This is a genomic window from Lacunisphaera limnophila, from assembly GCF_001746835.1.
Taxonomy (GTDB): Bacteria; Verrucomicrobiota; Verrucomicrobiia; order Opitutales; family Opitutaceae; genus Lacunisphaera; species Lacunisphaera limnophila.
In genome coordinates this window covers 3,220,509-3,246,635 of the sequence record NZ_CP016094.1, presented here as the reverse complement: position 1 = coordinate 3,246,635, position 26,127 = coordinate 3,220,509, and the positions used below count along the sequence as shown (strand labels likewise).

The following is a 26,127-nucleotide window of genomic DNA, read 5'->3' as shown; positions in this document are numbered from 1 at the left end:
TGCCATCCATACCTGTGCGCACGCCAAGTCGCAGAGACGCAAAGAAGACTATTCATCATGGACAGGGTACCCTCCTTCGCGGCTTTGCGACTTTGCGTGAGACGGCATTTTGCGAAGGTCCGCCTCCACGTTTCCGCGATTTCAGGGGATCACCCGAGCAACTTCCGCCAGCGGGCGAACTGCCGCCGGACCTGGGCCGGGCCGGGCATGCCGGTGCCCGTGCGGCGGGCCATGGCCTTGGTCAGGTCAAAGCACTCGACCCAATCGGCCTTGAACGCCGCGTGCACCGTCTGCACGTCGGCGAGCGCGAGGGCGTTGAGGGCGACGCCCTGCTGTTCAGCGAGTTTGACGACCGCGCCCACCGCGTGGTGCGCGGTGCGGAACGGCACCCCGGCGCGGACGAGATAATCGGCCAGGTCGGTGGCGAGCAGCGCGGGATCGGCCACGGCGGCTGCACAGCGTTTCGTTTTCACCGTCATCCCGGCGAAGGTGCCGGCAAGGACGTCGAGGCAGAGGGCCGTCTGGTCGTGGCTGTCGAAAACCGGCGGCTTGTCCTCCTGCAGGTCCCGGTTGTAAGTGAGCGGCAGGCCCTTCGTGAGCACGAGCAGGGTGTGCAGGTTGCCCTGCAGGCGCGCGGACTTGCCCCGGATCAGCTCCATCGAATCGGGGTTCTTCTTCTGCGGCATCAGGCTGGAGCCGGTGCAGAAGGTGTCGGGCAGATCCACGAAGCCAAACTCCGCGCTCATCCACAGGATCAGGTCCTCGGCCATCCGGGAAAGGTGCACGCCCGCCGTGGCGCAGGCGGCGGCGAAGCCGATGAAGACGTCGCGGTCGGCGACGGTGTCCATGCTGTTCTGCGTGACGCGCGGCCGGCCGCGGGTGTCAACAAAGCCGAGGGCCCGGGCGGTGAATTCGCGGTCAATGGGCAGCGTGGTGCCGGCGATGGCGCCCGAGCCGAGTGGGCACCAGTTGGCCTGGTCCGCAATCGCGGCGAAACGCTCCGCATCCCGCTCGAGCATTTCCAGGTAGGCGAAGAGGTGGTGCGCGAGGAACACCGGCTGCGCGCGCTGCAGGTGGGTGTAGCCGGGGATCAGGACGGAGGCATTTTTCTCCGCCACCTGCAGGATGGCCCGCTGGGCGCCGGTGATCCGCGCGATGAGGTCGGCGCAGGCGGCCTTGAAATAGAGCCGCATGTCGGTCGCGACCTGGTCGTTGCGGCTCCGGGCGGTGTGCAGCTTGGCGGCGGCGGGCACGCGCTGGGTCAGCGCCTGCTCGATGTTCATGTGCACGTCCTCCAGCTGCGTCTGCCACTTGAATTTCCCCGCCTCGATCTCCCCCAGGATGGCGTCGAGGCCGCGGTGGATGGCATCCCGCTCGGTCTTCGTGATGAGCCCCACGTGCGCGAGCATGGCGGAGTGCGCCTTGCTGCCGGCGATGTCGAAGGACGCCAGCCGGTGGTCAAAGGAAACGGATTCGCTGAAACGGAGCATCAGCCCGGCGGGACCCGCCGAGAACCGTCCGCCCCACGTGGCTTGAGCCTGCTTTGCCATAGGGGGCCAAGCAACGGCCCGCCGTCTCCCTTGGCAACGCATATTTGCAGGTTGTAGGGCGGGGTCGCCGAACCCCGCCTCGAACGTGATATCGCATTCGAACGAAGGCAGGGTTCGGCGACCCCGCCCTACAACTGCCCGCCCCTTCTTTCCCATTTGCCTGCAACCTTCGGCGCCGCATCGTGACTCACCCATGATGTGCATCCGGATTCTGTGCTCCCTGCTGGTGCTGGCCGCTGTGGCCGGCCTGCGGGCGGACACCACCCGGCCCCTCGGCGAGTGGGACTCCGTGACGATGGCGCCGGTCAAGACGTCCATCTACGTCGGCAGCGTGGCGCTCACGACCGGGGAGTTCCGGCGCGAGGGCGACACGTTTTCCACCACCTACGAGGCCAAGGTCTGGCCCTGGTTTTTCTGGAGCGAAACCGGCCGCATCACCATCACGCTGCCTCCCGCCGATCTGGAGCGACTCGCCCGCGGGGAGCGCATCGAGTTCAAGGGCGAGGCCACCAGCCACAAGAACAAGCCCCGGTATGTCACCGGCCGGGCCGACCGAAAGAATGCCGCCACCGGCACGATCAAGGTGCGGATCGGCGTGGATGACACGGAGCTGATCTTCAACACCACCTACCGGTTCAACAACGTGGTGAAGTGAGAGCGTGGCCGGCGACCGGCCCCAACCTACTCCGCCCAGTGCAAAGTCACCGGCTTCTCCACCGACGGATGGAGACTCGCCGCGACCGGACAGTTGAGCGCGGCGTGTTCGAGGACGCCCGCGGGATCCTTGGCCTTGGAAAAGGGCAGCCAGATCTGCACGGCGAGCCGCACGATGCGGCGCGGCTTGTCGGCTGACATCTCCTTGGTCACCTCCCAGCGCAGACCCGGGATGTCGTACCCGAGCTTGAGTTTGGCCGCGATCGCCATGGTCGTGACCATGCACGAGGCGAGCGAGGCCGCCGTCAGATCGGTCGGCGAGAACGCCGCGCCGCGACCGTGGTTGTCCACCGGGGCGTCGGTTTCGATGACCTTGCCCGAGGGACCGTGCGTGAGCTGGCAGTTCAACCCACCCGTGTAAGTGCCGGTGCTTTTGACCATGGCGGAGGTAATCACAAAATTCGCCCCGAACACCAGAAAAGATCTTACCCAAACTGATCGCGGAAAGGCGGAAGGACGGAAGCACCGAGTCGACTTTTCCCCACTTTCGCGGTTCCGCTCCTCCGCGTTTTCGCGATGCTCAGATCTTGAAGTGCCGCAACCGCGCCGTGATGTCGGCCCGCAGCCGGTCGAGGTGAGCGAGGGTGAATTGCTCGACGGAAAGCTGGTCATCGTGGATCAGCGGCGTGAGATCCATCGCCCACGTGACGGCCTGCGCGGCGTCGGTGGCGTGCGAGGTGTGGAAGGTGGCGTTGGCCAGGCGCCGGCCGGCAATCGCGCGGTCATAACGCTTGCCGCCGGCGATCTGCGACTGGAACGCACCGATCAGCTTCGCCGCGAGGGCCGGACGCGGCGAGTCGTCGAGCAACACCTTGTCCGCGTCCACCAGCCAGTCGAGGTTGCGCCAGACTTCGCAGCCGAGGACCTGCTTGGGCCGCCGGCTCTTCGGCAGGCTGCGCAGGGCCTCGAGGCAACGCAGGAAAACCGCGACATGGGTGTCATGCTTGTCGGCGGGATTGTGCAGATAGACGACCTCCGCGGCGGCGGCGCGCAGGATGGCCGCCAGCTCCGTCCGCACGCGGTCGTCCTTGGCGTCCTTCACGACCTGACTCGGGTGTGCGAGCTGAATGACCGCCGCGTATTTCCCCAGCCGAGCAGCCCGGCGCTGCTCGTCGCGGCGCACGGTTTTCATTTGCTCGTCGGTATAGTTTGCGAACCGGCCCGTGCGCGGGCTGCCGGCGCCATCGGTCACGACCACGCCCGTGAAACCGCGGTCCTTCCGGCCGTGGCAGGTCGCGATGCCGTGATAGGCCATGATCTCGATGTCGTCCTGGTGCGCGGCGAGGCAGAGATGCGTGGTGCGCGCCAGCGCCGCGGCGAGGGGCCGGCGGTCCGGCACGAGGACATCAGCCGCGGGTTGGGAGAATTTCATGAAGGGGATCGGCCACAGAAAGCACAAATACCGCAAAAAGGGAATCCATGAACCACGCCAAGATCCCCTACCCGGCCCGGACCTGCAGCCACTCGACGGAGGTCGCCTGGCCGGTGGCGGTGAACTCCACGAGCGCGGCGGAGAGCCGGTTGTCGCCGGTGGCGATCTCGTAGCGTCGCGGCATCCCGTCGAGGAACCGGCCGAGCACGGGCTCGATCTGCCGGCCCAGCACGGATTCGTGCGGTCCCGTCATCCCGACATCGCACTGGAAGGCCGTGTGCCCGCGCAGGACCGCGGTGTCGGCCGTGGCCACGTGGGTGTGCGTGCCCAGCACGGCGGTGGCGCGGCCGGCGAGGTGCCAGCCCAGCGCCTGTTTCTCGGATGTCGCCTCGGCATGGATCTCAACCATGGCGCCGTCATAGGTACCGGCCAGTCTGGCGAGCAGCGCATCCGCCGCGAGGAAAGGACACTCGGCCTTCAGGCCCATGAAGGTGCGGCCGAGCACGGTGAAGACGAGCAAACGGAAGCCGTCCTTCGCGACGATCAGGTGGTCGCGGCCGGGATTGCCCGCGGGCAGGTTCGCCGGCCGGCAGACGTATTCCAGCGTCTTGATGTCGGCCTCGAAACCCTTCTGGTCCCAGACGTGGTCGCCGAGGGTGATCGCGTCGACCCCGGCCTCGCGAAGACTGGAGGCGATGGCGCCGGTGATGCCGGAACCGGCGGCGGCGTTCTCGCCATTGGCGATGATGAAATCGATGCCACGCTCCGCCTTCAGCCGGCCGACCGTGGCGGTGACGAGCTCGCGCCCGGGCTTGCCCACGATGTCGCCGATGAAGAGGAGCCTCATGAACTACGGCGCGAGGTAGCTGGCGTTGCCGGCGTTGCCGAAAGCCGCGGGGCTCAGGCGGGTCGCCTTGCCGGACTCGGAGTCGACGATGTAGAGGCTCTTGGTGTTGGCGGCGCGGAAGGTGCAGATGAAGTGGCGGCCGTCGGCGAGCCAGACTGGCTCGATCGCATCGGTCGGGGCCTTGGTGATGATCTTGCTGGAGCCGGCCTTCATATCAAACACCGCGGACTGGTAACCGCGGCCCACGCCGGCGGTGAAGACGATCTTGGACGGGTCGGCGGCGCTCCAGTCGGGCTCGGCGCAGTATTTGGAAATGTTCGTGGCGAGCCGGGTCGGCGAACCGCCGTTGACCGGGAGCGTGTAGAGCTGCGGACCGCCGGCGGAATCAGACACGTAGAGCACGCGGCCGCCGTCAGGCGAGAAGGTCGGCGAGGCCTCGACCGACTGGTTGTTGGTGAGGCGGCGGAGCTGGCGGGCGGAGGCGTTGCCCACGTAAACCTCGGGGTTGCCCTCGCCCGAAAGCACCATGGCGAGCCGGCTGCCATCGGGGCTGAAGCGACCGCCGCTGTTGGTGCCCTTGAAGCTGGCGAGCAAAGAAATGCGGCGCGTGGCGAAATCGATCTGGTAGATATCGGGGAAACTCGTGCGGTAGCTGGTGTAGACGATCTTCGAGCCGTCGGGCGCCCAGCGCGGGCCCATCACCTGCTTGCCGTCGCTGGTCCACTTCACGAGGTCGCCGAAGAACAGGTCGGCGGTGTAGACCTCGGGCTTGCCGGTGCGCTCGCCGACGAAGGCGAGTTTGCCGGCGAACCAGCCGCGCAGGCCGCTCATCTTTGTCACCGCCACGTCGGCGGCGCGCAGCAGGGCGTTGCGTTGGTTGGTCCCGGACACGGTCTGGGTATGGACCGTGGCGCCTCCGCGCGTGATCGTGACGGTCACGGAGCTGGCGCCGGCGGGGGCGAAGTTCACCGCGTAGCTGGCGCCGCTGGCGAGCAGCTTGAAGCGACCGTGGGCGTTGAAGGCGGTGAGCGCGAGATTCTGGAGTTCGGGGGAGGAGGAACTCAGCGAGAGGCCGAGCACGTTGGCGTCGCCTTTGACGTCGATGACGCCGATGTCGCGCTGGGCGAAGGCGGAGACCAGGAGGGTGCAGGCCAGGAGGAAGGAAATAGCGTTACGCATGGAAGGTGGGACGAAAAGTAATGAGGAAAGTTCGACGGGGTTTTTGTTTTACTCCCCGCACCCTACTCACAAGGTCAAAGCGCCTCGTTTTCCAAGCCATTTTCCCATCCCTGTGACCGCCGACACCATCAAGGAAGCCCTGAAGCAAGTGAAGTACCCCGGTTTCAGCCGGGACATCGTGTCCTTCGGGCTGGTGCGCTCCGCGGCCTTTGCCGACGGCACGGCCAAGGTCTCCGTGGCGATCACCACCTCGGATCCCAAGGTCCCGACGATGCTCAAGGCGGAGATCGAGAAATGCCTCCGCGCCCAGCCAGGCGTGAAGGACGTGATCATCGAGCTGGCCGTTTCCGCCGCCAAGGCCCCCCCGGCCCCTGGCCAGGCCAATCTGGGAGGCGGCACCACGCCGGCCGGCCTGAAGCACTCCGTTGCGATCGCCTCCGGCAAGGGCGGCGTGGGCAAATCCACCTTTGCGGTCAATCTCGCCTGTGCCCTCGCCCAGATCTTGGAAAAAAGCGGCCTCCCCGGGCGTGTCGGCCTGATGGATTGCGACATCTACGGCCCGTCCGTGCCGCTCATGATGGGGCTCGGCGGCAGCCGGCCCGAGGTGGACGGCGAGACCCTGGTGCCGCTGGAGCGCTTTGGCGTGAAGGTCATGTCCATGGGTTTCCTGGTGGATGACAACACCCCGGTCGTCTGGCGCGGGCCGATGATCATGAAAACTATTCAACAGTTCGTCCAAAACGTGAAATGGGGCGAACTCGACGTGCTGTTGGTGGATCTGCCTCCGGGCACGGGCGATGCCCAGCTTTCCCTGGTCCAGACCCTGCCGCTGGACGGCGCCATCCTCGTCACGACCCCGCAGCCGGCTGCCACCAACGTGGCGCGCAAGGGCGGTCTGATGTTCCAGAAGGTCAACGTCCCCCTGCTCGGCGTGGCCGAGAACATGAGCTGGTTCGAGGATGCCAACGGGCAGCGCCAGGCACTCTTTGGCGAGGGCGGCGGCGCCACCATCGCCGAGCAACTCGGCACGGTGCTCCTCGGACAGGTGCCGCTTTATGCGGACATCCGCGCCGGCGGCGACAGCGGCCAGCCGGTGACGGTGAGCGCACCCGGCGGACGGCCCGCGGCCGTCTTCCGCGAAATCGCCGCGGCGTTGCTGACCCGTTTGAAAGTGCCGCACGCGAGTTGACACGCGCGAGACGAGACCTCTACCGTACGCCCACATGACGCAGAAGCCGGGCCATTCACTGCCGACCAGACCAGTCTGGAACCCTCTGTATTGTAGCTGAGTTCCTCATGTCATCCGCTCCCCCCCATCCCACCGAGAGCAGCGACAGCCGCGAATTCGTAAAGCATTCGAGCCTTTACCAGGAGTTTTTGGCGGAGCGGGAGGAGATCCTGAAGCACAAGTGGATCGAGTCCGAGCGGCTCGGCTACGACATCGGTTTTGAACGCGCCCTGCTCGACTGGATCCGGAAGCACCGGGACAGCTGGCGGGCGGCCCGCCGGGCCCAACTCGCCGCCGGCTCCCCGCCGGTGCCGGTCGAGGCGAACAAGAAGTAACGGAAAGAGCCGCGGCGAAACCGCCGCAGTCAAGGTGTCAAGCAAAAGGCCGGTCCCGTGAGGAACCGGCCTTAAATTTTTACCTACAGGGGCGGTCTATGACCGCCGTCCGAGGTCGCAGCGAAGCCTTACTTGATCTCCTTGTGGAGCGTGTGGCGCTTGAGGAAGGGATTGTACTTCTTCTTCTCAATGCGCTCCGTGACGGTCTTCTTGTTGCGCTTCGTGAGATAGCGCGAGGGCGGCTTTCCCTCTTTACGGGCTTCGGTGCATTCCAGGGTGACGGTTTCTTGCATGGCTTTAAATGGGTTGGAAAGGTCGAGAGCAAAGCCGCGCCCCCCGCCCGTGCAACCTAAAACTTGTATCCGCCCAATATCGGCTCGATCCAGCCGGTCAGTCTTCGGCCGCAGCGCTTGGGCGCGGGTTTAGCTCGATCCCATCCAGCTTATGATCAGGCGCTTACCTTGTTTTCTGTCAACGGCATCATCACACCGCGACGGAACAGCGTCACCTGCCCGCTGCTCGACGAAACCACCAGGGCGATGCAATCGGCGGCTACCGAGATCGCGGCGGCCGCAGCGTGGCGCGAGCCTAGGCCGCTGGGCAGCGTGTGATTGTAGTCGGCTGCCTGAATCAGGGCGCCGGCGGCCTCCACCACCCCGTCCCCGCGGATCACGAAGGCCCCATCGATCGAGGAGAACTCCTTGACGGTCTCATCCATGAAGGGATTGAGGATGTTGCGGTCCTCGTCCTTGTACCCGAAAAAGGGATTAAGGACGAGCGGCTTGGTGAGCTTGCCGACCTTTTCACTGTCGCCGACGACGAACAGGCATCCCACCGGGCGACCCTCGCGACCCTCGACGGCGAGTTCGGTCGCCACGGCGATCACGCGTTCCAACACCTCGGGTTTGACGTCGGCCGGGAGCAGGTCGGCATGACCCGTGAGCAGACTGGAAAACTCCTTCTCCACATCCACGATGACGATCGAGTCGAACTGGTTGGAGTTGGCGATGCCGCCGATACAGCACAGGCGGTCCTTGAAGGTGATGAAGCCGCGCGTCAGCCCCACGAGGACGGCGCTGCGGAGCTGGGCGAGGCGCTGGTTGGAGAACGAGCGCACCTGGATGCTCTCATCGAAGCGCCCGGGCCGGGCCTCGCCCTCCGCCAGGTTGCGCGTGACGAGGATCGTCTTGATCGCTCCCTCGGTCTTGGGGGCGCGGATGCGGCCGGAAAACACGTCGCCAAAAACCATCAGGGCCTGGCAGCCGCCGCCGGCGGCGATCTTGCCGGCCTCGTGCAACACCACGCGGTTGAGCCGCGTCTGGGCGGCCGGCAGGGCTTTCTCCGCCACCCCGCCGAAGCCGGCGTAGAGGCGCTCGTACAGCGTGTCGAGGTCGGGGGCCTTGACCAGGCTCGTGACAAAATCGGGTTCCTTCAGCAGCTGCGCCAGGGCGGCGAGCAACTGCAGGTAGTCGCGCGTTTTGTCGTCGGCGATCAGCATGATCACCAAGTGCACCGGCTCGCTCTCAATCGTGCTGTCGTAGCGGATGCCGTAGTGGCTGCGGCCGACGGCGAGGATGTAGCGCCGGCCCATCTTCATGCGCACGTGCGGCATGGCCACGCCGAGGCCGAGGTAGGTCGTCATCGTGCTCTCGCGGCGCAGCAGGCCCTTGAGCAGCGTGTCCTTGTTCAGGTCGGGAAAGCGGTCGACCGTCAGGTTGAGCAGCTCGACCAGCGCGCCCTCCAGATCGGCGCTGCCGATGTCGGCCACGCGGCTGCGGGAGATGTATTTGTCGAGCCGCATGGGCTAGAAAGTCCGGGTGCCAGACAAACCGACCGGCCGATGGGGGATAGTGCGCGCCATGGGGGGAGCCGGGACTTGGGGCGGTTGGGATTGGCCGCGCGGGGCGCGGGTCACTTCTCCCACTCGAGCGCGCCTTTCTTGACCTCGTAGAAGAGGCCGAGCACCAGCACGCCGAGGAAGAACATCATCGGGGCCAGGATCGAGATGTGGTTGGCCAGGAAATCGCGGTACACGAACGTCCAGGGAATGAGGAACACGACCTCGATGTCGAAGAGGATGAACAGCATCGCCGTGACGTAGAACTTCACCGAGAAGCGCGTGTGCGTGCTGCCGTCGGAGTGGATGCCGCACTCGTAGGCGGCGTCCTTGATCTTGCTGCCACGCGCCCGCTGGCCGAGCAGGTGGCTCAGGGCGATCACGACGACCGTGATCACGCCGGCGAGCAGGATCTGGATGAGAAATGGCAGGTACGCGGTGGTCACGTCCGCAGCGTTCACGCGGGGGCGGACCGGTTCAAGGGGAAAGTTGGGGCCCCGACGTGGTCCGCGCGTGTTTCATGGTGGTTTTTCCAGCCTGGCCCTGCCAAGCATGAGGGCGGTCCATGCCCGATTCCCCCGCCCAAATCGCCCTGCTGGTCGTTGAGCTCGCGCTGCTTTTCAGCGGCGCGGGGTTGTTGCTCTGGCTGCTCGGCGAGCCCCGACGGCGCCAGCGCTGGCTCAGTCACCAACCCCTGCCCCACTGGCCGGTGACGGTGCCCGAGTTCCTGTTCGCCGGTCTGCTCGTCTTCGCGGGCGGCTTCCTGGGCCAGACCCTCGTGCAAACGCTCGCCGGCGCCCGCATCGCGGGGGCCACGGACCGGACCGGTCTGGAGCTCTTTGTCTACGGGGCGGCTTTCCACCTTGGCATCCTGGGCGGCTGCGCGCTCTTCCCGGTCCTGCGCCGCCGGCTCTACTCGGACTACGGCAGCCAGCCCGCGCCCTTCCGCCCCGGCCCGACCCTCCCCTGGACCGACATTACCCGCTACGCCGCCGGGACGGTGCTGGTCGCCCTGCCGGTGCTGACGGTGTTGAGTCTCGGCTGGACCGGGCTGTTGCGCGCGGCCGGGCTGCCGGATGAGCCGCAGGACCTCATCGGGATCTTCTCCGCCACCCAATCGCCGGTGATCATCGCCGGCATGCTGCTCGTCGCCTGCGGCCTGGCGCCGCTGAGCGAGGAGCTGATCTTTCGCGCCGGACTCTACCGCTACCTGCGCCAGCGGCTCGGCCGCACGCCCGCGCTCCTCGTCAGCGGGGTTTGCTTCGGCGCACTGCACGGCAACTGGGCGGGCTTCCTGCCGCTGGCCGTGCTGGGCATGATCCTCGCCCTCGCTTACGAGGCGACCGGCTCGATCCGCGTGGCGATCGTGGCCCACAGCCTGTTCAACCTGAACACCGTGCTGATCGTCCTCTCCGGCCTGCCCCAGGCCAGCCCATGAGCCCGTTCACCACCACCCGCTCCCGCTCCGTGGCCGCACTGGGTGAACGCGAGCTCATCCGCCGGATCCGCCGGTGGCTGGGCGATGTCTCGCCCGCCGCGCCCTTCGGCATCGGCGACGACTGCGCCGTGATCCCGGCGACGCGCCGGGCCCAGCTCGTGACCACCGATCCCGTGATCCATGGCCGGCACTTTGACGACTCGGTTTCCGCCCGGGCCGTCGGGGCCAAGCTGCTCAAGCGCAATCTGAGCGACATCGCCGCCATGGGCGGACGCCCAGTGGCCGCCGTGGTCTCGCTCGCCCTTGCCCCGGAGACCGGCACCGCGTGGCTCCGGTCCTTTTACCTGGGACTCGCCGCCACCGCCCGGCGTTACCATGTGAAGATCGTCGGCGGGGACATCACGCAGGCCCCGCGGGGATTCTTCGGGGCCTTCCTCACCCTGCATGGCGAAGCCTCCGGCCGCCTGATCACGCGTAGGGGTGCGCGTGTGGGTGATCAGCTGTATGTGAGCGGCCGGTTGGGTGGATCGCGGCTCGGCCATCATTTTCGTTTTGTCCCCCGCATTGCCGAGGGTGCCTGGCTCGCGGGTCGCCCGGAGGTCGTGGCCATGATGGATGTGAGCGATGGCCTGGCCAACGACCTCGCCGCGCTGACCCCACGGGGCCTGACCGCCGCTCTCGACGCCACGGCCATCCCCATCAGTCCCGCCGCCCGCCGGCGGGCGCGCCAGACCGGCGCTCAACCGCTCGCGCACGCCCTCGGTGACGGTGAGGATTATGAACTGCTCGTGGTCGTGCGGCCCACGGCCGCAACGACCCCGCTGGCCCGCGCCTGGTCGCGCCGCTTCCCCGCCCTCGGGCTCACGCGCCTCGGCGTCTTCGTGCCCACGGGCCGGCGGCCCGCCGGCGCGCTCAACCTCGCAGCCTACCGCGGTTATGAACATCTGCGCTAAACTCCGGGCCGGCGTGGTGACCGAATCCGCGGAGCAAACCCGCGCTCTGGCGGCCGAACTGGCCGCCGCACTGCCCCCCGACACTGTCCTCGCGCTGCATGGTGATCTCGGCGTGGGCAAGACGACCTTCGTGCAGGGCCTGGCGCAGGGCTTGGGTGTGACGGCCCAGGTGACGAGTCCGACCTTCGCGATCTACGCGGTCTATGCCGGGCAGCGGATGAAGCTCATCCATCTCGACGCCTACCGGCTGGAGCACGGGCGCCAGCTCGATGACCTGCTGCTGGAGGAATTCCTGACCAGCCCCTGGTGCCTGGCCGTCGAATGGCCGGAGAAAACCGGCACGTGGCTGCCGGCGGAAGCGTGGCATGTGACCCTCGCCATCGTCGACGGCGACCGGCACCGGGTGTGCCTGCAGTGATGCTTACGCGCGGGCGAGGTCGCCCGCACTCCAAGCATGGAGACACGGCGACCTCGCCGTGGCGGCGCAAAAAAAAGCCCGCTCTGTTCGAGCGGGCTTTTGAAGTTTGATCAGGCCTGGGCTTCGGGCTTGGGCTCCTCGGGGGCAGGAACCTCGGCAACCGGAGCGGACTCGGCCGCAGGAGCAACCTCCGCCGCCGCCGGGGCGGCGATGGGAGCGGGGGCGTCAGGGAAATCCACCGGATCGTGCTCATCCTCACCCGACTCGGCCTTTTTGGCGGCCTGGGGGGCCATGACCGGCGGGGCGAAGAGCTTGCCGTCGGAGAATTCGGTCACGTAACCCTCCATCACGAGCCAGCGCAGGTCGTTGCTCATCTTGCGCAGCTTCTCGGCCTGTTCGGGCGTGAGGGCGGCGAACGGAGCCTGCGACGGGGTGGACCCGGTGGCCGGCTCGGCGGTGACGGGGGCGGCCGGAGCGGCCGGAGCCGTGAGGTCGAACCCGAGGTAATGCTTGGGCAGGTCCTTCACGTGAGCCATCGGGTGCTTCTCGATGAAGTCGATCAGCGCCGAGATGCTCTCGGAGAAAACCTGGCCCGGCACGCGGAAGCGGCGCTTGACGGCGCACACATAGGAGACGCCGCGCGAACCCTTCTTGAAGATGGTGAAGCCCTCGCGGCGCAGGCGGCCGCGCAGCGCGTTGGCGGTGTCGAGGGGGAAACGGCGCTGACGCTCCACGTGACCCTCGAGGGCGCGCTGGATTTCACCCGGCGGCAGCTTCTCGATGTTTTTGCCGTGAAAACGGACGGACTCGACGGTGCGCACCACCCGGTCGCGGGCGTTGGTGAGCAGGTGCAGGCGCGCCTCCTCGATGCTGTCGAAGGCGATGACCGGCGCGGCCTCGGCGGGCGCCGGGCTCTCGGCGGGGGCGTCGGCCGCCGGAACGGCGGCCGGCTCGACCGCGGGAGCGGCGGCCTCAACGGGAACTTCGGCCGCGGGAGCGACCTCGGCGGCACCGGAAGCATCCGTCGGCTTGGGCGTGCGGGCGACCGGGGGCTTCCAGGTGTAGCGCACGGCCTTCTTCATCTTTTCCAGCCACGCGGCGGCGACCTCGGGCTCGCGGACGGACACGATGCTGTCGCGGAACCGGTCAAAGGACATGCCCTTGATCTTCGCCGCGTAATGCTGCTGCAGAATCTGCTGGTAGCGGTGGTAATTCGGCGGCCCGAGCAACTCGCCGGTGACACCGCACTTGTTGATAATGGGGTAGCTGCCCTTCGGCGGATCGACCTCAACCTCCTGCATGTCGAAGAACGCGCCGAGATTGTTGCTCAGGGCGTGCTGGACCGCGGCGTCCTCCGTGTCGAACGGGAGGTGGTCGGGCATAGACATGTAGAGCGGGCCGGGCTTCGCAGCCGGCTGGCCCTCGCCACCGACGGCCTTGGCGCGCTGGAGGACGATGACGAAACGGTCGTTCTTCTCGAGGACCGCCTTGGTGATTTCGAAGAGCTGGAAGGTGCGGCACGAGGCGCGCACGGCTTTCACGATGGCGGCAAAGCCGGTGTCTTCCGGGTAGCAGGTCGCGACGAAATACGGGCTGATGTACGGCGCACGGTCGAACGACTGGCCGCCGCCGTCGCGGCGGTCACCGCGGAATTCACCACGGAATTCACCGCGCGGCTCGCCGCGGAACTCACGGCGCGGGCCACCGGGGCCGCGATCGAAGCGACGCGGCTCGCCGCCGGGGGCCTGGCCACCGTCGGGACCCGGGCTCGCCGGGGCGCCACTGGGCGCGCCCGTGCCGGGACCGGCCGGCTTGCGGAAGGCCCGCCGGTCGCGGGGCTGGGCGCCCGGGGCGCCGGGGCCGTCCCGCCGGTCACGGCGGTCACCGCGATCGAAATCGCGTTCACGGCGACCCGGAGAAACCGGTTTTACCTCGGTCCATTGGGTCCCGAAGTTGAAGGACTGCAACTGGCTGAGGTCGATTTTGTTCAACCCCGGTTCGTTGGGTTCGTTGGCAGGCGTATTGTCGTCCATGAAGGGCGGAAAAACGGGCGTGGCTACCCGGTGTGGATCTTGGTTGTGCTTGGTGTTCCTCGCGTCCGGTCAGGCCCGCGGGAAAGGCAGTGTGCCTTACGAAGAAACCATGACGCAAGCGCATTTCGGTGCTTTACAAGCCGGGACAGATTTACCTAAGTCCGCTTTCCCATCGTTGGAACGCTCGGGTGGTGGAATTGGTAGACACACACGTTTGAGGTGCGTGTGCCGTAAGGCGTGCAGGTTCGAGTCCTGTCCCGAGCACCAGCCTTCGCCAAGCCTACGGCTGGCAGGCCAGCCTAGGTAAAGGGCGCGATGGGCGCGGGTCAGACCGCCGAAAGACAGCAGCGAAGGCTGCCGTCCGTAGGCTTGGCGGAGGACGGCGTTACGCTCAAGCTGTCGGCATGGTTTACGTTTACCTCATCGAGAGCGTCCACCAGCGGGAACAACACTATGTCGGGATAAGCCATGACCTGAAGCAACGCTTGGCCGATCACAACGAAGGCAAGTCGCCCCATACGCGCAAATTCAAGCCTTGGAACCTTGTTGCCTACATCGGGTTCGCCGACGAACCCACCGCCCGTGCCTTCGAGAAGTACCTCAAAAGCGGATCAGGAAAGACCTTCCTGAAAAGACACTTCTTCAGGGCGCTCAAAACGTGAGCCCCCGGCCCCTATGACTCCCCCCGCGCGCCAACACATTTGACCACCCGGCCTTTTTGACGAAGCTGTCGGCTCCATGACGCCCAACGCCATCAAGCAGGCCCTGCTCGAATCCTACGCCCAGGGTGGCGGCATCAACCACCTCGACGGCGCGAACCTGCCTTCGCAGGACCGCGTCACCGAGCTGGCGCGCGACCTGATGCACCTGCTCTTCCCCGGCTTCTTCGAGGACAGCGGCCTGACCCAGGCCGAGGCGGCCGTCTGGCTCGACCGCCTGCTGGCGAAGATCGCCACCCGCCTCACCACCGAGGTGGAAAAAAGCCTGCGCTATGCCGGCACCGCCGATGCCGCCACCGCGGCGCAGCACCTGACCCAGCAATTCCTGGGCTGCCTGCCCGAGGTCCGGCGCCTCGTGCAGACCGACGTGGCCGCCGCCTACTCGGGCGATCCGGCCGCACGCAGCACCGACGAGATCATCCTCGCCTACCCCTGCGTGCTGGCGATTTCGCTGCAACGCCTGGCCCATGTCCTCTACGCGCTCCAGGTCCCGCTCCTGCCGCGCATGCTCACCGAGTACGCCCACGAGCGCACCGGCATCGACCTGCACCCCGGCGCCCACATCGGCTCCCACTTCTTCATCGACCACGGCACCGGTGTGGTCATCGGCGAGACCGCCACGATCGGCACGCACGTGAAGATCTACCAGGGCGTCACCCTCGGGGCCAAATCCTTCGAGACCGACGGCAAGAACAACCCGGTCAAGGGCGTGAAACGCCACCCCGACATCGAGGACCATGTCACCATCTACGCGCACGCCACCATCCTCGGCGGCGACACCCGCATCGGCGCGCACTCCGTGATCGGTGCCAACGTGTGGGTCCGCGACTCCATCCCGCCCCACAGTGTCGCCCACTACAAGGAGACGAGCCTCGTCGTCCGCCCGCGCAAGGCGCACGAGATCCTGGTCGACGGTGCGGATTGGAACATCTGAGGTCGGCCCACGCGGGCGCGGGCTTTCCGGTGGAATTTCTCCTGCGGCGAATTCAGGGATGGGCGGGCGGCGAGCTTGCTCGCGCCACTCCGTCCTTGGCGGTGGCGCCAGCGAGCTGGCCGCGCACAATCGGCCGCACCGATCCCCGGCCGCAGCCCTGACTCGTCCGGCTCAGATCCGCTGCCGCAGTGCCAGCGCCCGGGCCACCTCGGCGGCGAAGAACGGCCCGCGGTAGACCAAGCCCGTGTAGAGCTGCACCAGCGTGGCGCCGGCATCGAGCTTCTCGCCCGCCCCGGCCTCGTCCATGATGCCGCCCACGCCGATGATCGGCAGCCGGCCGTTCGTCGCCCGGGCGATGTAATTGATGATCTCCGTCGAACGCCGGCGCACCGGCGCACCGCTGAGGCCGCCGGCCTGGTCCACGCCGGCGAAAAAGCCCGGTCGCGCCAGCGTGGTGTTCGTGGCGATGATGCCATCAAGGGCGAGATCGGTGATCACCCCGAGGGCCGCGTCGATCTGCGGATACGAAAGATCCGGCGCGATCTTCAGCAGCACGGGTCGGCGCGGTTTGCCGGCCGCGACGCGCGCCTTGTTCTCATCCACCAGGGCCGCCAGCAGCGGCTTGAGCCACGCGGCATCCTGCAGCTCGCGCAGGCCGGGCGTGTTGGGACTGCTGACGTTCACCACGACGTAGTCCGCGTGATCGGCCAGCAACCGGAAGCTGCCGAGATAATCCTCCAGCGCGCCGTCGAGCGGCGTGACCTTGCTCTTGCCGAGGTTGACGCCGAGCGGGATCGTGCGCCGGCCCGGGCCCGGTTGGCCCGCGAGGCGGGCGGCCAGCGCGGCCGCGCCTCCATTGTTGAAACCCATGCGGTTGATCACGGCCTGCTCCGCCGGGTAGCGGAAACAGCGCGGCCGGGGGTTGCCCGGCTGGGCGTGAAACGTGACGGTGCCAATCTCGACGTGGCCGAACCCGAGCGCGGCCGCCGCGGGCCAGGCGCGGCCCTCCTTGTCGAAACCCGCGGCCAGACCGACGGCGTTGGGAAACTTGAGGCCGAAGCACTCGACCGGCCGGTGGAGCGCCGGCGCCAGCCGGTGCAGGCGTTCGATGACCGCGCAGAGCGGGCGCACCCGCCCGAGCAGCGCGAGACCGTGAACCGCCACTTCGTGCGCGTGCTCGGGATCGAGCCGGAAGAAAGCGGGTTTTGCGACGTTCTGATAGAGCCAGCCCATGTGGCGCGGACTGTGGCACCCGGCCGGCAACTTTCAAGCCCCGCACCCGAACCTTTTTACCTTGTTATCCGGTTTTCCCCGACCACCCTCCGCTCCCTTGGATCAGGGGGGAAAACGACTGCGCGCAAATATTCCAACATTTTGCGTTTCAGTATTTGACAAGGCCTTCTGCCAGCCTTTTTGGTCCAGCCCAATTAAGTAAAAATTTTATGGCGAAAGGCTCCCCCCAACTCGAATGGTGCATTGTCCGTCTCGGCGAGGACCACAACTGGTGGGTGGACGAGATCAGCGATCCCGTCCACTGGGACGTGGACGGCCTCAGCATCATCGATCCGCGCCAGGTTGACCACATCATCGAGCTCATCGAGCCCCTGCGCGAGTATGGTTTCGATCAGGACCTCTTCGAGCGCGCCTTCATCCCCTTCCGCATCATCAAGGATCTCGGCAAGGGCAAGGTCCGCCTCTCCCGCATCAAGCAGCCGCTGCTGGAGTCCGAGGAGAAGCTCTTCGCGCTGCCCGACGTGATCGACGAGGAAAACGGGCCCTACGCCGATTTCCTCGACCATATCACCCGCCTCCGCGTCAAGATGCTCAACGAGGTTCTCGACCTCGAGGAGAAGCTCACCGTGGATGAGGTCGAGGACCAGATCCGCGAGGCCCAGAACAACGATTTCATCGAGGGCAAGGCCGTCCATCTCTTCACCGAGATCACCGCCATCCTCGACTACACCCCCGAGGGCCACGGCGACGACGACGAGGAGGGCGAGAAGGCCGCTCCCGCCGAGGAGGACGGTCTCCCCGATGTCGAGGAGGAGGAGGACGAGAAGATGAAGAACGACGCCTCCCTGAAGTGGGACGAGGACGACGAGGATGGCGACGACGAGGACAAGGAGAAGAAAGACGGCGACAAGGATGAGGACGACGAGGATGAGGACGAGGATGGCGACGACGCCGAGGAAGAGGACGAGAAGCCCCGCAGCTCCAAGCGCGGGCGTTAAAAGCCTTGTTGCCAGCCGGCGCACAATCCTGCACTGGATGAATCGCCGCATGACTTCCCGCCGACTGCCCGCCCTCCTGCTGACGCTGCTGAGTCTGCTCCTGACCGCCTGCGTGACCGACGACACCACGGCGGGCGGCACCAATCCCCGCATCGAGGCTCCCTCCCTGTCCGCCCAGCTGCGGCCCGGCGACACGATGACCATTTCGCTGCTCGGTATCCCCGAGCCCCAGACCACGAGCGTGCAGATCGACGAACAGGGTTTCGTCCGCCTCCAGTACATTGGCGCGGTCACCGCCTCCGGTCTCACCACCGCCGAGCTCTCCCAGAGCATCCGCGAGACCTACATCGCCAAGCAGTACTTCACGACGCTCGATGTCTCAGTGAATGTCACCGAGCGCTACATCTACATCGGCGGCGAGGTCCAGCGCCCCGGGCGCATCCCGTGGTCCCCCGACCTCACGCTGGCCAAGGCCGTGCAGTCGGCCGGCGGCTTCTCCCTCTACGCCAAGGAAACCAAGGTCACCCTGACCCGCGACCGTAAGGCCTACGAGTTCGACGTGCGGCTCGCCCAGCGCCAGCCGGAGCAGGATCCGCTGCTTTTCCCGGGGGACTCCATCCAGGTGCCCCGTTCCGCCTTTTGAGGCGGCTTCGTCCCTTCATGAGCCTCCTCCGCACCAAGTCCATCGCCTCGCTCCAAGCCGAGGCGTCCGCCGAACACGGCTATAAACGCACCCTCGGTCCGCTCAGCCTCATCAGCCTGGGCATCGGTTCCGTCGTCGGCGCGGGCATCTTTGTCCAGGCCGGTCAGTCGGCCGCCCTCTACGCCGGCCCCGCCATCGCCCTTTCGTTCATCGTCTCGGGCATCGCCTGCCTCTTCGCGGGCCTCTGCTACGCCGAACTGGCGGCCATGATCCCCGTCTCCGGCAGCGCCTACACCTACACCTACGGCAGCCTCGGCGAGTTCTTCGCCTGGGTCGTCGGCTGGTGCCTCGTGCTCGAGTACCTCTTCTCCGGCGCGGCGGTGGCGGTGAGCTGGTCCGGGGCAACCCGCGACATTCTGCGTGAATTCAACGTCGCGCTGCCGGACATCATCGCCCGGGCACCCCTCGACGTCATCGACGGCCGGCTCGTGACCACGGGCGCGCTCATCAACTTCCCCGCGGTGTTCATTTCGCTGCTCCTGACCTACATCCTCTACATCGGCATCAAGGAGTCCGCCAACTTCAACAACCTGATGGTGATCGTGAAGGTCGGCGTGCTGCTCGCGCTCATCGGCTACGGGATCTGGTATTTCTTCGGCCACCGGGCCGCCGTCCTGGCCAATTGGACGCCCTTCGTGCCGGCCAACACCGGCACCTTCGGGGAGTTCGGCTGGAGCGGCATCTTCCGCGGAGCCGGCGCCATCTTCTTCGCCTACGTCGGATTCGACTGCGTGTCCTCCGCCGCCCAGGAGACCAAGAACCCGCAACGCGACCTGCCCATCGGCCTGCTGGGCACGCTGGCGGCGGTCTCCTTCCTGTTCATCGCCGTGTCCCTGGTCCTCACCGGTGTGGTGCCCTACGCCCAGCTCAACGTCGACGCCCCCTTCATTTTTGCGCTGCAGCAGATCGAAGCCCCCGCCTACTTCCGCTACCTGATCGAGGCCGCGACCCTCGCCGGCCTGACCTCCGTCATCCTGGTCTCCCTGCTCGGGCAGCCGCGCATCTTCTACTCGATGGCCCGGGACGGCCTGCTCCCCGCCTACTTCGCGAAGATCCACCCGAAATACGGCACGCCGCACATCACCACCTGGATCACCGGCATCTCGTGCGCCATCATCTCCGGCCTGTTCCCGCTGAATGTCCTGGGCGAGCTCGTCTCAATCGGCACCTTGCTCGCCTTCGCGCTGGTCTGTGCCGGCGTGCTGGTGCTGCGCCGGACGCAGCCGGACCTTCCCCGCCCCTTCCGCACGCCGTGGGTGCCGGCGGTGCCGGTGCTGGGCGTCGTGATCTGCGTCCTGCAGATGTTTTCCCTGCCCGCCGTGACCTGGATCAACCTCATCGTCTGGATGGGGCTGGGGCTCGCGATCTACTTCGGCTACAGCCGCCGCCACAGCCACCTGGCGCGTTGAGCCGGTCTCCGGCCCACCCGCCGTGCGCCCGGCTCAGGTCCGAAAGTAATGCTCCCAGCCGGGGCGGGGCGCTTCCTGGACCAGCAGTTCGTTCGCCCGGTCGCTGTTGGTGAAACGCTTCACCACCGGATCGAATTCCAGCCGTCCGCCGATCCGTTGGGCGATCACGCCCAGGATGAAGACCTGCGAAAGCGGACCCGAGATGTGGAACGGCGACTTCGTCTCCTCGCGGCCCAGACAGGCCAGGGCAAAATTCTGGAAATGATCCGAGAACCCGCCCGTGATCCGCGGCAGGGTCGGCCCCAGCTCGCGCATCTTCTCCTCCGGGACGATGCGCAGCGTCTCGCCGTGAGTGCCGCCGAGGAAGGTCAGCTTTTTGCTGTAAATGAATTTGCCGTTCCGCTGCTTGAACGGCGTGGCCGCGTTCGCCATCTCCGGCGGCAGCGGCGGCAGGTTCGCCACCCCGTCATACCAGAACACCTCGACCGGGGGCATGGCGCCCCGGGCGGGAAAGTCGAACCGGATGGTCGTGGCCTGCGGGAAGATGAAATCGTTCGGGCCATCGCGCTTCACAGCCTCGATGGTGTGCGGCAGGCCCAGCGCCAGGAAACGATGGCAGGTGTCGAGGATGTGCGGGCCCCAGTCGCCGAATGCCCCGTTGCCGTAATCGAACCAACCCCGCCAGTTGCCCGGGTGCAGTCGCGCGCTGAAGGGGTGCACCGGCCGGTTGGCGTGCCACAGATCCCAGTCGATCGTGGCGGGCACGGCTTCGTGGCTCTCGTAGCCTTTCACGTCCCAGCCATGCCAGCGCCGCGGCGAATTCATGAACATGTCGACCCGCGTCACGTCGGCGATGATGCCGGCCTCCTGCCAGGCCTTGAACTGGTGGTAGTTGTTCCCCGAGTGGCCTTGGTTGCCCATCTGCGTGACCACGCCGCTCCGCGCCGCCTGGGCCATGAGCAACTCCGCCTCCTGGAAGGTGTGGGCCAGCGGTTTCTCGAGGTAGATGTGCTTGCCCGCCCGCATGGCGTGCATGGCGACGACGAAGTGCGTGAAATCCGGCGTCGCGATGATCACGGCCTCGAAGGTGTCGCCAGCCTGGGCGAACAGTTCGCGGTAATCCTGAAACAAACGCGCTTCCGGAAAAATCCCGCGGGCCTCGGCGGTGTGCTCGGCCATCAGGTCCACGTCACACATCGCCACGGCCTCGATCAGGCCGGTGTCTCGGAAGGTCTTGACCAGGTCGAGTCCGCGGTTGCCGATGCCCACGAAGGCCACCTTGAGCTTCCGGCCGGCCGGGGCCGTCTCGGCTGCGCGCACGAGGCGCGAGGGCGCCAGGGCCAGGGCGGTCCCGGCCGCCAGGGCGGAAGTAAGGAAACGGCGGCGGGAAGGATAGGCGAAGTCGTGACCGGGGGGTACGGGGACGGACATGGGGTAAGGGCAGAGGATATCAGCGCAGGGCTTTCGCAACTTCCTTGGCAAAATAAGTCAGGATCATGTCGGCCCCCGCACGCTTGATCGCGAGCAGGGATTCATCGCGGCAACGGGCCAGGTCGAGCCAGCCCAGCCGCGCCGCGGCGTGGATCTGCGCGTACTCGCCCGATACCTGGTAGGCCGCCACGGGCGTGCCGGTGGCGTTGCGTACCTCGCGGATGATATCGAGGTAGGCGCCTGCCGGCTTGACCATCACGATGTCGGCGCCTTCCGCCACATCGAGTTCTACCTCGCGCAGGGCCTCGCGGCGGTTGGCGGGATTCATCTGATACGTCGCCTTGCTCAGGAGGCGGGTGCCCGCGGCCTGGGCGCTGCCCACCGCGTCCCGGAACGGGCCGTAATAGGCCGAGTTGTACTTCGCGGAATAAGCCAGGATGCCGGTATCGCTGAAACCCGCGGTCTCCAGGGCGAGCCGGATGGCGCCGACGCGGCCGTCCATCATGTCCGAGGGGGCCACAAAATCCACGCCCGCCTCCGCCTGCAGCACCGCCATGCGGCTGAGGATCGCCACGGTGCGGTCGTTGTCCACGTCGTCCCCGGCCTCGTTGAGCACGCCGTCGTGCCCGTGGGTGGTGTAGGGATCGAGGGCGACATCCGTGATGATGGTGAGCTCGGGCACCGCCTTGCGCACGGCGCGCACCGCCCGCAGCACGAGGGTCTCGGGATTCAGGGCCTCGGTCCCCTCCTCGTTCTTGAGCTTGGGCGAAAGTTTCGGGAACAGCGCCACAGCGGGCACGCCGAGCTGGTGCAACTCGCGGCACTCCTTCACGAGATCGTCGATGCCGAGGCGAAACACGCCGGGCATGGAGGCGATCGGGTCGGGCCGGGCCTTGCCCTCGACCACGAACAACGGGGCGATCAGGTCCTCCACCCGGAGGACGGTCTCGGCGACCAGGGCGCGGCGGCTGGGCTGGCGGCGCAGCCGGCGGGGACGTTGCAGGAGCGAGAGCTTGGGAGTCTTGGCCATGGTGGGGAAACCGTCATTAAACCACAGATTCCGGGTATTTCACGCCAAACTTTCGGCCCGGGACCGCCCGAGTTAAACCGCTAATCGCCCCGAATCTCGCCCTTATCCCGATTCACGGGCGTTGGTTACCCTGGGGCCTAATCCAGTGTTGAAACCTTGGCGCTTTTTGCGCCTTTTGGGGCCGCCCCCATGCCCATCCACCTGTACGATTCCCTCGAGCGGAAGCTGAAGCCCCTCGCCCCCACCCATCCGGATGGCACCTACCGTTTCTACAACTGCGGTCCGACCGTCTACGCCGCCGCCCACATCGGCAATTTCCGCACCTTCGTCGTCAACGACGTCATCCGCCGCCTGCTCGAACTCGAGTTCCCCGGCCGCGTGAAACATGTCCGCAACCTCACCGACGTCGACGACAAGACCATCAAGCGCGCGCGCGACGAGGGCCGTCCGCTCGCCGAGGTCACACAGCAGTGGACCGACAAATTCCACGCCGACTGCGCCGCCCTGAACTGCCTGCGGCCTCACGTCGAGCCCACCGCCACCGGCCACATCCAGGAGCAGGTCGACATGATCGACGTATTGATGAAGAAGGGGAACGCCTACCGCGCCGCCGACGGCTCCGTTTATTTCAAGGTCTCCTCCTTCGACGGCTACGGCCGCCTGTCCCGCGTGAAGGAGCGCGAGCTCCAGGTGGGCTCCGCCCTCGCGCACAAGTCGCAGGCCGTGGACGCGGACGAGAAGGAGGATGCCACCGATTTCGCCCTTTGGAAGGCGCACAAGGCGGATGACGGCACCAATTCCTGGGACAGCCCCTGGGGTCCCGGCCGCCCCGGCTGGCACATCGAGTGCAGCGCGATGAGCAAAAAACACCTCGGCGACACCATCGACCTCCACACCGGCGGCGAGGACCTGCTCTTCCCCCACCACGAAAACGAAATCGCCCAGAGCGAATGCTGCAACGACACACTCTTCGCCCACCACTGGTACCACAGCAAACACCTGCTGGTGGACGGTGCGAAGATGAGCAAGAGCCTCGGCAATCTCTACACCCTCGACGACCTCAAGGCGAAGGGCTTCAGCCCGATGGCGCTGCGTTACGCCCTGCTTATGGGCCACCCGCGCAAGCAGCTTAATTTCACCCTCGACGGCCTGCATGCGGCCGAAAGCGCCCTCAAATCCCTGCGGGCCTTCCGCACGACTCTCGCCGCCACCGGCGGCGACGCCCAGGCCTTCGCTCCCGTGTTCGCAGCCTTGCACGATGACCTGAACACCCCCGGCGCCCTCGGCGCCCTGTTCACGATCATCAACCGCGGACCGGCCGGGGTGGACGCGGCCGCCTTCGACCGCGTGATGCTCGCCTTGGGACTCAATCTAGCCGCCAGCGAGGCCGCCAAGACTGACGTACCCGCGGAGATCACCGCCCTCGCCGACCGGCGCTGGGCCGCCAAACAGGCCAAGGACTGGGCCGCCGCCGACGTTCTCCGCAAGGAACTCACCGCCGCCGGCTGGTCCATGCTGGACGGCAAGGACGGCTACAAGCTCGAGCCGGTGAAGAAGTAGACCGCCCTTGTCGCAGCGGGCGCGGTGTCCACACCGAGCCCAGCCGGAGACCTAGAGTCTCCGTGATCTCTGTATTACCTCCTCTGCCTCTGTGACAAATCCGTCTCCGAGTGCGCGGTCCAACTCGGCATTGACACCCCGCCCCTCCCTGTCGCCAAATACCCCTTCGGCCCTGCAATCGTAGGCAGGACCAAACCCATACTCACCATGTCGATGACTCCGCTCGAAGAACTCCGCCACTCGGCCTCCCACGTGCTGGCGACCGCCGTCCTCCGTCTGTTTCCGGACGCCAAACTCGACATCGGTCCCCCGACCGACACTGGGTTCTACTACGACATCGACCTCGAGCACAAGCTGACCGCCGACGACCTCGTGAAGCTCGAGGCCGAGATGAAGAAAATTGCCGACGAGAACCAGCGCTTCGACCGCAAGGAGGTCTCCCGCGAGGAAGCCGTCGAGATCATCAAGGCCCGCGGCCAGGAACGCTACAAGCTGGGCCGCCTCGCCGACATTCCCGAGGGCGAGAAAATCTCCTTCTACACCAACGGCGAGTTCACCGACCTCTGCGCCGGCAGCCACATCCGCTACACGGCCAAGCTGAAGGCCTTCAAGCTCCTCTCCATCGCCGGCGCCTACCACCGCGGCGACGAGACCAACCAGCAGCTCCAGCGCATCTACGGCACCGCCTTCGCGACGAAGGAGGAACTGGCCGCCTACCTTACCCAGCTCGAGCAAGCCAAGCTCCGCGATCACCGCAAGCTCGGCCGCGAGTTGAAGCTGTTCCACATCGACGAGGACGTCGGCCAGGGCCTCATCCTCTGGACGCCCAACGGCTCGATCCTGCGCCAGCAGCTGCAGGACTTCATCTCCGCCGAGCTCCGCAAGCAAGGCTACTCGCAGGTCTTCACGCCGCACATCGGCCGCCTCTCGCTCTACAAGACCTCCGGCCACTTCCCCTACTACAAGGACTCGCAGTTCCCGCCCGTCATCGAGCGCGACAACCTCGACCAGCTCATCTCCTCCGGCTGCTCCTGCGCCGAGATGTCGAACCGCATCGACGCCGTCTCCGTGCACCTCGCCGAGAAGGTCAATAAGCTCACCGGCGCCGAGACCATCGGTAAGGATCGCATCCTACCCGACGACCAGCTCATCGACGGCTTCCTCCTGAAGCCGATGAACTGCCCGCACCACATCAAGATCTTCGCCTCGCAGCCGCACAGCTACCGCGACCTGCCCGTGCGCTTCGCCGAGTTTGGCACCGTTTACCGCTGGGAACAGTCCGGCGAGCTCAACGGCATGACCCGCGTCCGCGGCTTCACCCAGGATGACGCCCACCTCTTCTGCACCGAGGAACAGGTGCCGCAGGAAATCATCGGCTGCCTCTCGCTCGTGAAGACCGTGCTCACCACGCTCGGCATGTCCGACTACCGCGTGCGCGTCGGCCTGCGCGACCCCGACTCCAACAAGTACACCGGCGACCCGGCGAACTGGGACAAGGCCGAGGCCGCCTGCCGCGCCGCCGCCCAGACCCTCGGGGTGCCCTTCACCGAGGAGCCCGGCGAGGCCGCCTTCTACGGCCCGAAGATCGACTTCGTCATCAAGGACGTCATCGGCCGCGAGTGGCAGCTCGGCACCGTGCAGGTGGACTACAACCTGCCCGTCCGCTTCGACCTCACCTACATCGGCGCCGACAACGCCGCGCACCGCCCCGTCATGATCCACCGCGCCCCCTTCGGCTCGATGGAACGCTTCTGCGGCGTGCTCATCGAGCACTTCGGCGGCGACTTCCCGCTCTGGCTCGCGCCCGAGCAGATCCGCCTCGTGCCGATCAGCGACAAGGTGATGGACTACGCCCAGGCCGTCCTCGCCCAGCTACAGGGCGCCGACCTGCGCGTGACGCTCGACACCCACTCCGACAAGCTCGGCGCCAAGATCCGCCGCGCCGAGATCGACAAGGTGCCCTACGTCCTCGTGCTCGGCCAGAAGGAGGCGGAGGCCCAGAGCGTCTCCGTCCGCTCCCGCGCCAAGGGCGATGAGGGCGTGCACCGCGTCGACGACATCATCACCCGCTTCAAGCAGGAGGTTGCCACCCGCGCCCTCCCGGAAAAGAAGGTGGCCGCGGCGGTGCCCCCACAGCCCAAGGCCTGAGTTCACGCCAAGCCGCCAAGACGCAAGGTAGCCTCCCCTCCCTTGGCGGCTTTGCGCC

Annotated in this window: 25 protein-coding genes and 1 tRNA gene; 14 read left to right on the top strand and 12 right to left on the bottom strand. The window is 66.7% G+C overall.

Going from position 1 to position 26,127, the window contains the following annotated elements; all coding sequences use genetic code 11:
- Positions 1–149 precede the first annotated feature (149 nt).
- On the bottom strand, positions 150–1,550 hold the full coding sequence (gene argH / locus Verru16B_RS13565; RefSeq protein ID WP_083270344.1) for an argininosuccinate lyase: 1,401 nt from the start codon (positions 1,548–1,550) through the stop codon (positions 150–152).
- Between the two features lie 193 nt (positions 1,551–1,743).
- Here argH and Verru16B_RS13560 point away from each other — a divergent pair, with 193 nt between their 5' ends.
- A complete protein-coding gene (locus tag Verru16B_RS13560; protein WP_069962783.1) occupies positions 1,744–2,205 on the top strand; it encodes a hypothetical protein in 462 nt (153 codons plus the stop codon).
- 26 nt (positions 2,206–2,231) lie between these two features.
- On the opposite strand, the gene Verru16B_RS13555 is transcribed toward Verru16B_RS13560, so the two are convergent.
- From Verru16B_RS13555 to Verru16B_RS13540, 4 genes are all read right to left on the bottom strand, one after another.
- Positions 2,232–2,645: an OsmC family protein gene (locus tag Verru16B_RS13555; protein ID WP_069962782.1), complete on the bottom strand. Its 414-nt coding sequence runs from the start codon at positions 2,643–2,645 to the stop codon at positions 2,232–2,234.
- A 139-nt stretch (positions 2,646–2,784) separates the two neighbouring features.
- A complete protein-coding gene (locus Verru16B_RS13550; RefSeq protein WP_069963753.1) occupies positions 2,785–3,636 on the bottom strand; it encodes a PIG-L deacetylase family protein in 852 nt (283 codons plus the stop codon).
- 67 nt (positions 3,637–3,703) lie between these two features.
- The gene (locus tag Verru16B_RS13545) at positions 3,704–4,483 is read right to left on the bottom strand and encodes a TIGR00282 family metallophosphoesterase (protein WP_069962781.1); all 780 of its coding nucleotides are present in this window, start codon (positions 4,481–4,483) and stop codon (positions 3,704–3,706) included.
- 3 nt (positions 4,484–4,486) lie between these two features.
- Entirely contained in the window at positions 4,487–5,662 is a 1,176-nt protein-coding gene (locus Verru16B_RS13540; protein ID WP_069962780.1) for a PD40 domain-containing protein, read from the bottom strand.
- A 112-nt stretch (positions 5,663–5,774) separates the two neighbouring features.
- Between Verru16B_RS13540 and Verru16B_RS13535 the strand changes: the two genes are divergently transcribed.
- Positions 5,775–6,851 carry an Mrp/NBP35 family ATP-binding protein gene (locus Verru16B_RS13535; RefSeq protein ID WP_069962779.1) on the top strand — a complete coding sequence of 359 codons (1,077 nt, stop codon included), beginning with the start codon at positions 5,775–5,777 and terminating at the stop codon, positions 6,849–6,851.
- 107 nt (positions 6,852–6,958) lie between these two features.
- A complete protein-coding gene (locus Verru16B_RS13530) occupies positions 6,959–7,225 on the top strand; it encodes a hypothetical protein (RefSeq protein WP_069962778.1) in 267 nt (88 codons plus the stop codon).
- Positions 7,226–7,353: 128 nt separating this feature from the next.
- Here Verru16B_RS13530 and rpmG read toward each other — a convergent pair whose 3' ends face one another.
- The 3 genes from rpmG to Verru16B_RS13515 form a co-directional block, all read right to left on the bottom strand.
- Positions 7,354–7,518 (bottom strand): 50S ribosomal protein L33, encoded by a 165-nt coding sequence (gene rpmG / locus Verru16B_RS13525; RefSeq protein WP_069962777.1) that lies wholly within the window; start codon positions 7,516–7,518, stop codon positions 7,354–7,356.
- A 155-nt stretch (positions 7,519–7,673) separates the two neighbouring features.
- Positions 7,674–9,026 (bottom strand): PTS sugar transporter subunit IIA, encoded by a 1,353-nt coding sequence (locus tag Verru16B_RS13520; protein WP_069962776.1) that lies wholly within the window; start codon positions 9,024–9,026, stop codon positions 7,674–7,676.
- 110 nt (positions 9,027–9,136) lie between these two features.
- Positions 9,137–9,508 carry an NADH-quinone oxidoreductase subunit A gene (locus Verru16B_RS13515; protein ID WP_069963752.1) on the bottom strand — a complete coding sequence of 124 codons (372 nt, stop codon included), beginning with the start codon at positions 9,506–9,508 and terminating at the stop codon, positions 9,137–9,139.
- Between the two features lie 119 nt (positions 9,509–9,627).
- Between Verru16B_RS13515 and Verru16B_RS13510 the strand changes: the two genes are divergently transcribed.
- Genes Verru16B_RS13510 through tsaE form a run of 3 tightly spaced genes read left to right on the top strand, consistent with a single transcriptional unit; the run spans position 9,628 to position 11,871 of the window.
- The gene (locus Verru16B_RS13510) at positions 9,628–10,500 is read left to right on the top strand and encodes a CPBP family intramembrane glutamic endopeptidase (RefSeq protein WP_069962775.1); all 873 of its coding nucleotides are present in this window, start codon (positions 9,628–9,630) and stop codon (positions 10,498–10,500) included.
- Positions 10,497–11,453 carry a thiamine-phosphate kinase gene (locus Verru16B_RS13505; RefSeq protein WP_069962774.1) on the top strand — a complete coding sequence of 319 codons (957 nt, stop codon included), beginning with the start codon at positions 10,497–10,499 and terminating at the stop codon, positions 11,451–11,453. Before Verru16B_RS13510 ends, Verru16B_RS13505 begins: the two co-directional genes overlap by 4 nt.
- Positions 11,437–11,871 carry a tRNA (adenosine(37)-N6)-threonylcarbamoyltransferase complex ATPase subunit type 1 TsaE gene (gene tsaE, locus Verru16B_RS13500; protein ID WP_069962773.1) on the top strand — a complete coding sequence of 145 codons (435 nt, stop codon included), beginning with the start codon at positions 11,437–11,439 and terminating at the stop codon, positions 11,869–11,871. The genes Verru16B_RS13505 and tsaE overlap by 17 nt, the downstream gene beginning before the upstream one ends.
- A gap of 110 nt (positions 11,872–11,981) precedes the next feature.
- Here the strand turns inward: tsaE and Verru16B_RS13495 are convergent, their stop codons facing one another.
- Positions 11,982–13,904, bottom strand: a complete 1,923-nt coding sequence (locus tag Verru16B_RS13495; RefSeq protein WP_069962772.1) for a hypothetical protein — start codon at positions 13,902–13,904, stop codon at positions 11,982–11,984.
- 182 nt (positions 13,905–14,086) lie between these two features.
- On the opposite strand from Verru16B_RS13495, the gene Verru16B_RS13490 reads away from it, so the two are divergent.
- The 3 genes from Verru16B_RS13490 to epsC all read left to right on the top strand — a co-directional run bounded on the left by Verru16B_RS13490 (position 14,087) and on the right by epsC (position 15,557).
- Positions 14,087–14,171, top strand: a tRNA-Leu gene (locus Verru16B_RS13490).
- A gap of 137 nt (positions 14,172–14,308) precedes the next feature.
- Positions 14,309–14,566, top strand: a complete 258-nt coding sequence (locus Verru16B_RS13485; protein WP_069962771.1) for a GIY-YIG nuclease family protein — start codon at positions 14,309–14,311, stop codon at positions 14,564–14,566.
- A gap of 76 nt (positions 14,567–14,642) precedes the next feature.
- Complete coding sequence (gene epsC / locus Verru16B_RS13480) at positions 14,643–15,557, top strand: serine O-acetyltransferase EpsC (RefSeq protein ID WP_069962770.1); 915 nt, start codon at positions 14,643–14,645, stop codon at positions 15,555–15,557.
- A gap of 171 nt (positions 15,558–15,728) precedes the next feature.
- Here the strand turns inward: epsC and Verru16B_RS13475 are convergent, their stop codons facing one another.
- Positions 15,729–16,790, bottom strand: coding sequence for a quinone-dependent dihydroorotate dehydrogenase (locus Verru16B_RS13475; protein WP_069962769.1), 1,062 nt, complete (start codon positions 16,788–16,790; stop codon positions 15,729–15,731).
- Between the two features lie 209 nt (positions 16,791–16,999).
- Here Verru16B_RS13475 and Verru16B_RS13470 point away from each other — a divergent pair, with 209 nt between their 5' ends.
- The 3 genes from Verru16B_RS13470 to Verru16B_RS13460 are packed head-to-tail and all read left to right on the top strand — an operon-like array spanning position 17,000 to position 19,900.
- Positions 17,000–17,788, top strand: coding sequence for a hypothetical protein (locus tag Verru16B_RS13470; protein ID WP_069962768.1), 789 nt, complete (start codon positions 17,000–17,002; stop codon positions 17,786–17,788).
- 49 nt (positions 17,789–17,837) lie between these two features.
- Positions 17,838–18,431 carry a polysaccharide biosynthesis/export family protein gene (locus Verru16B_RS13465; RefSeq protein WP_069962767.1) on the top strand — a complete coding sequence of 198 codons (594 nt, stop codon included), beginning with the start codon at positions 17,838–17,840 and terminating at the stop codon, positions 18,429–18,431.
- Positions 18,432–18,448: 17 nt separating this feature from the next.
- Entirely contained in the window at positions 18,449–19,900 is a 1,452-nt protein-coding gene (locus Verru16B_RS13460) for an amino acid permease (RefSeq protein WP_069962766.1), read from the top strand.
- A 33-nt stretch (positions 19,901–19,933) separates the two neighbouring features.
- Here the strand turns inward: Verru16B_RS13460 and Verru16B_RS13455 are convergent, their stop codons facing one another.
- The gene (locus Verru16B_RS13455) at positions 19,934–21,331 is read right to left on the bottom strand and encodes a Gfo/Idh/MocA family oxidoreductase (protein WP_069962765.1); all 1,398 of its coding nucleotides are present in this window, start codon (positions 21,329–21,331) and stop codon (positions 19,934–19,936) included.
- 19 nt (positions 21,332–21,350) lie between these two features.
- Positions 21,351–22,361, bottom strand: a complete 1,011-nt coding sequence (gene hemB, locus Verru16B_RS13450; protein ID WP_069962764.1) for a porphobilinogen synthase — start codon at positions 22,359–22,361, stop codon at positions 21,351–21,353.
- A 189-nt stretch (positions 22,362–22,550) separates the two neighbouring features.
- On the opposite strand from hemB, the gene cysS reads away from it, so the two are divergent.
- Positions 22,551–23,921, top strand: a complete 1,371-nt coding sequence (cysS, locus tag Verru16B_RS13445; protein WP_069962763.1) for a cysteine--tRNA ligase — start codon at positions 22,551–22,553, stop codon at positions 23,919–23,921.
- A gap of 207 nt (positions 23,922–24,128) precedes the next feature.
- Positions 24,129–26,069, top strand: coding sequence for a threonine--tRNA ligase (gene thrS / locus Verru16B_RS13440; RefSeq protein WP_069962762.1), 1,941 nt, complete (start codon positions 24,129–24,131; stop codon positions 26,067–26,069).
- Positions 26,070–26,127: the final 58 nt, after the last annotated feature.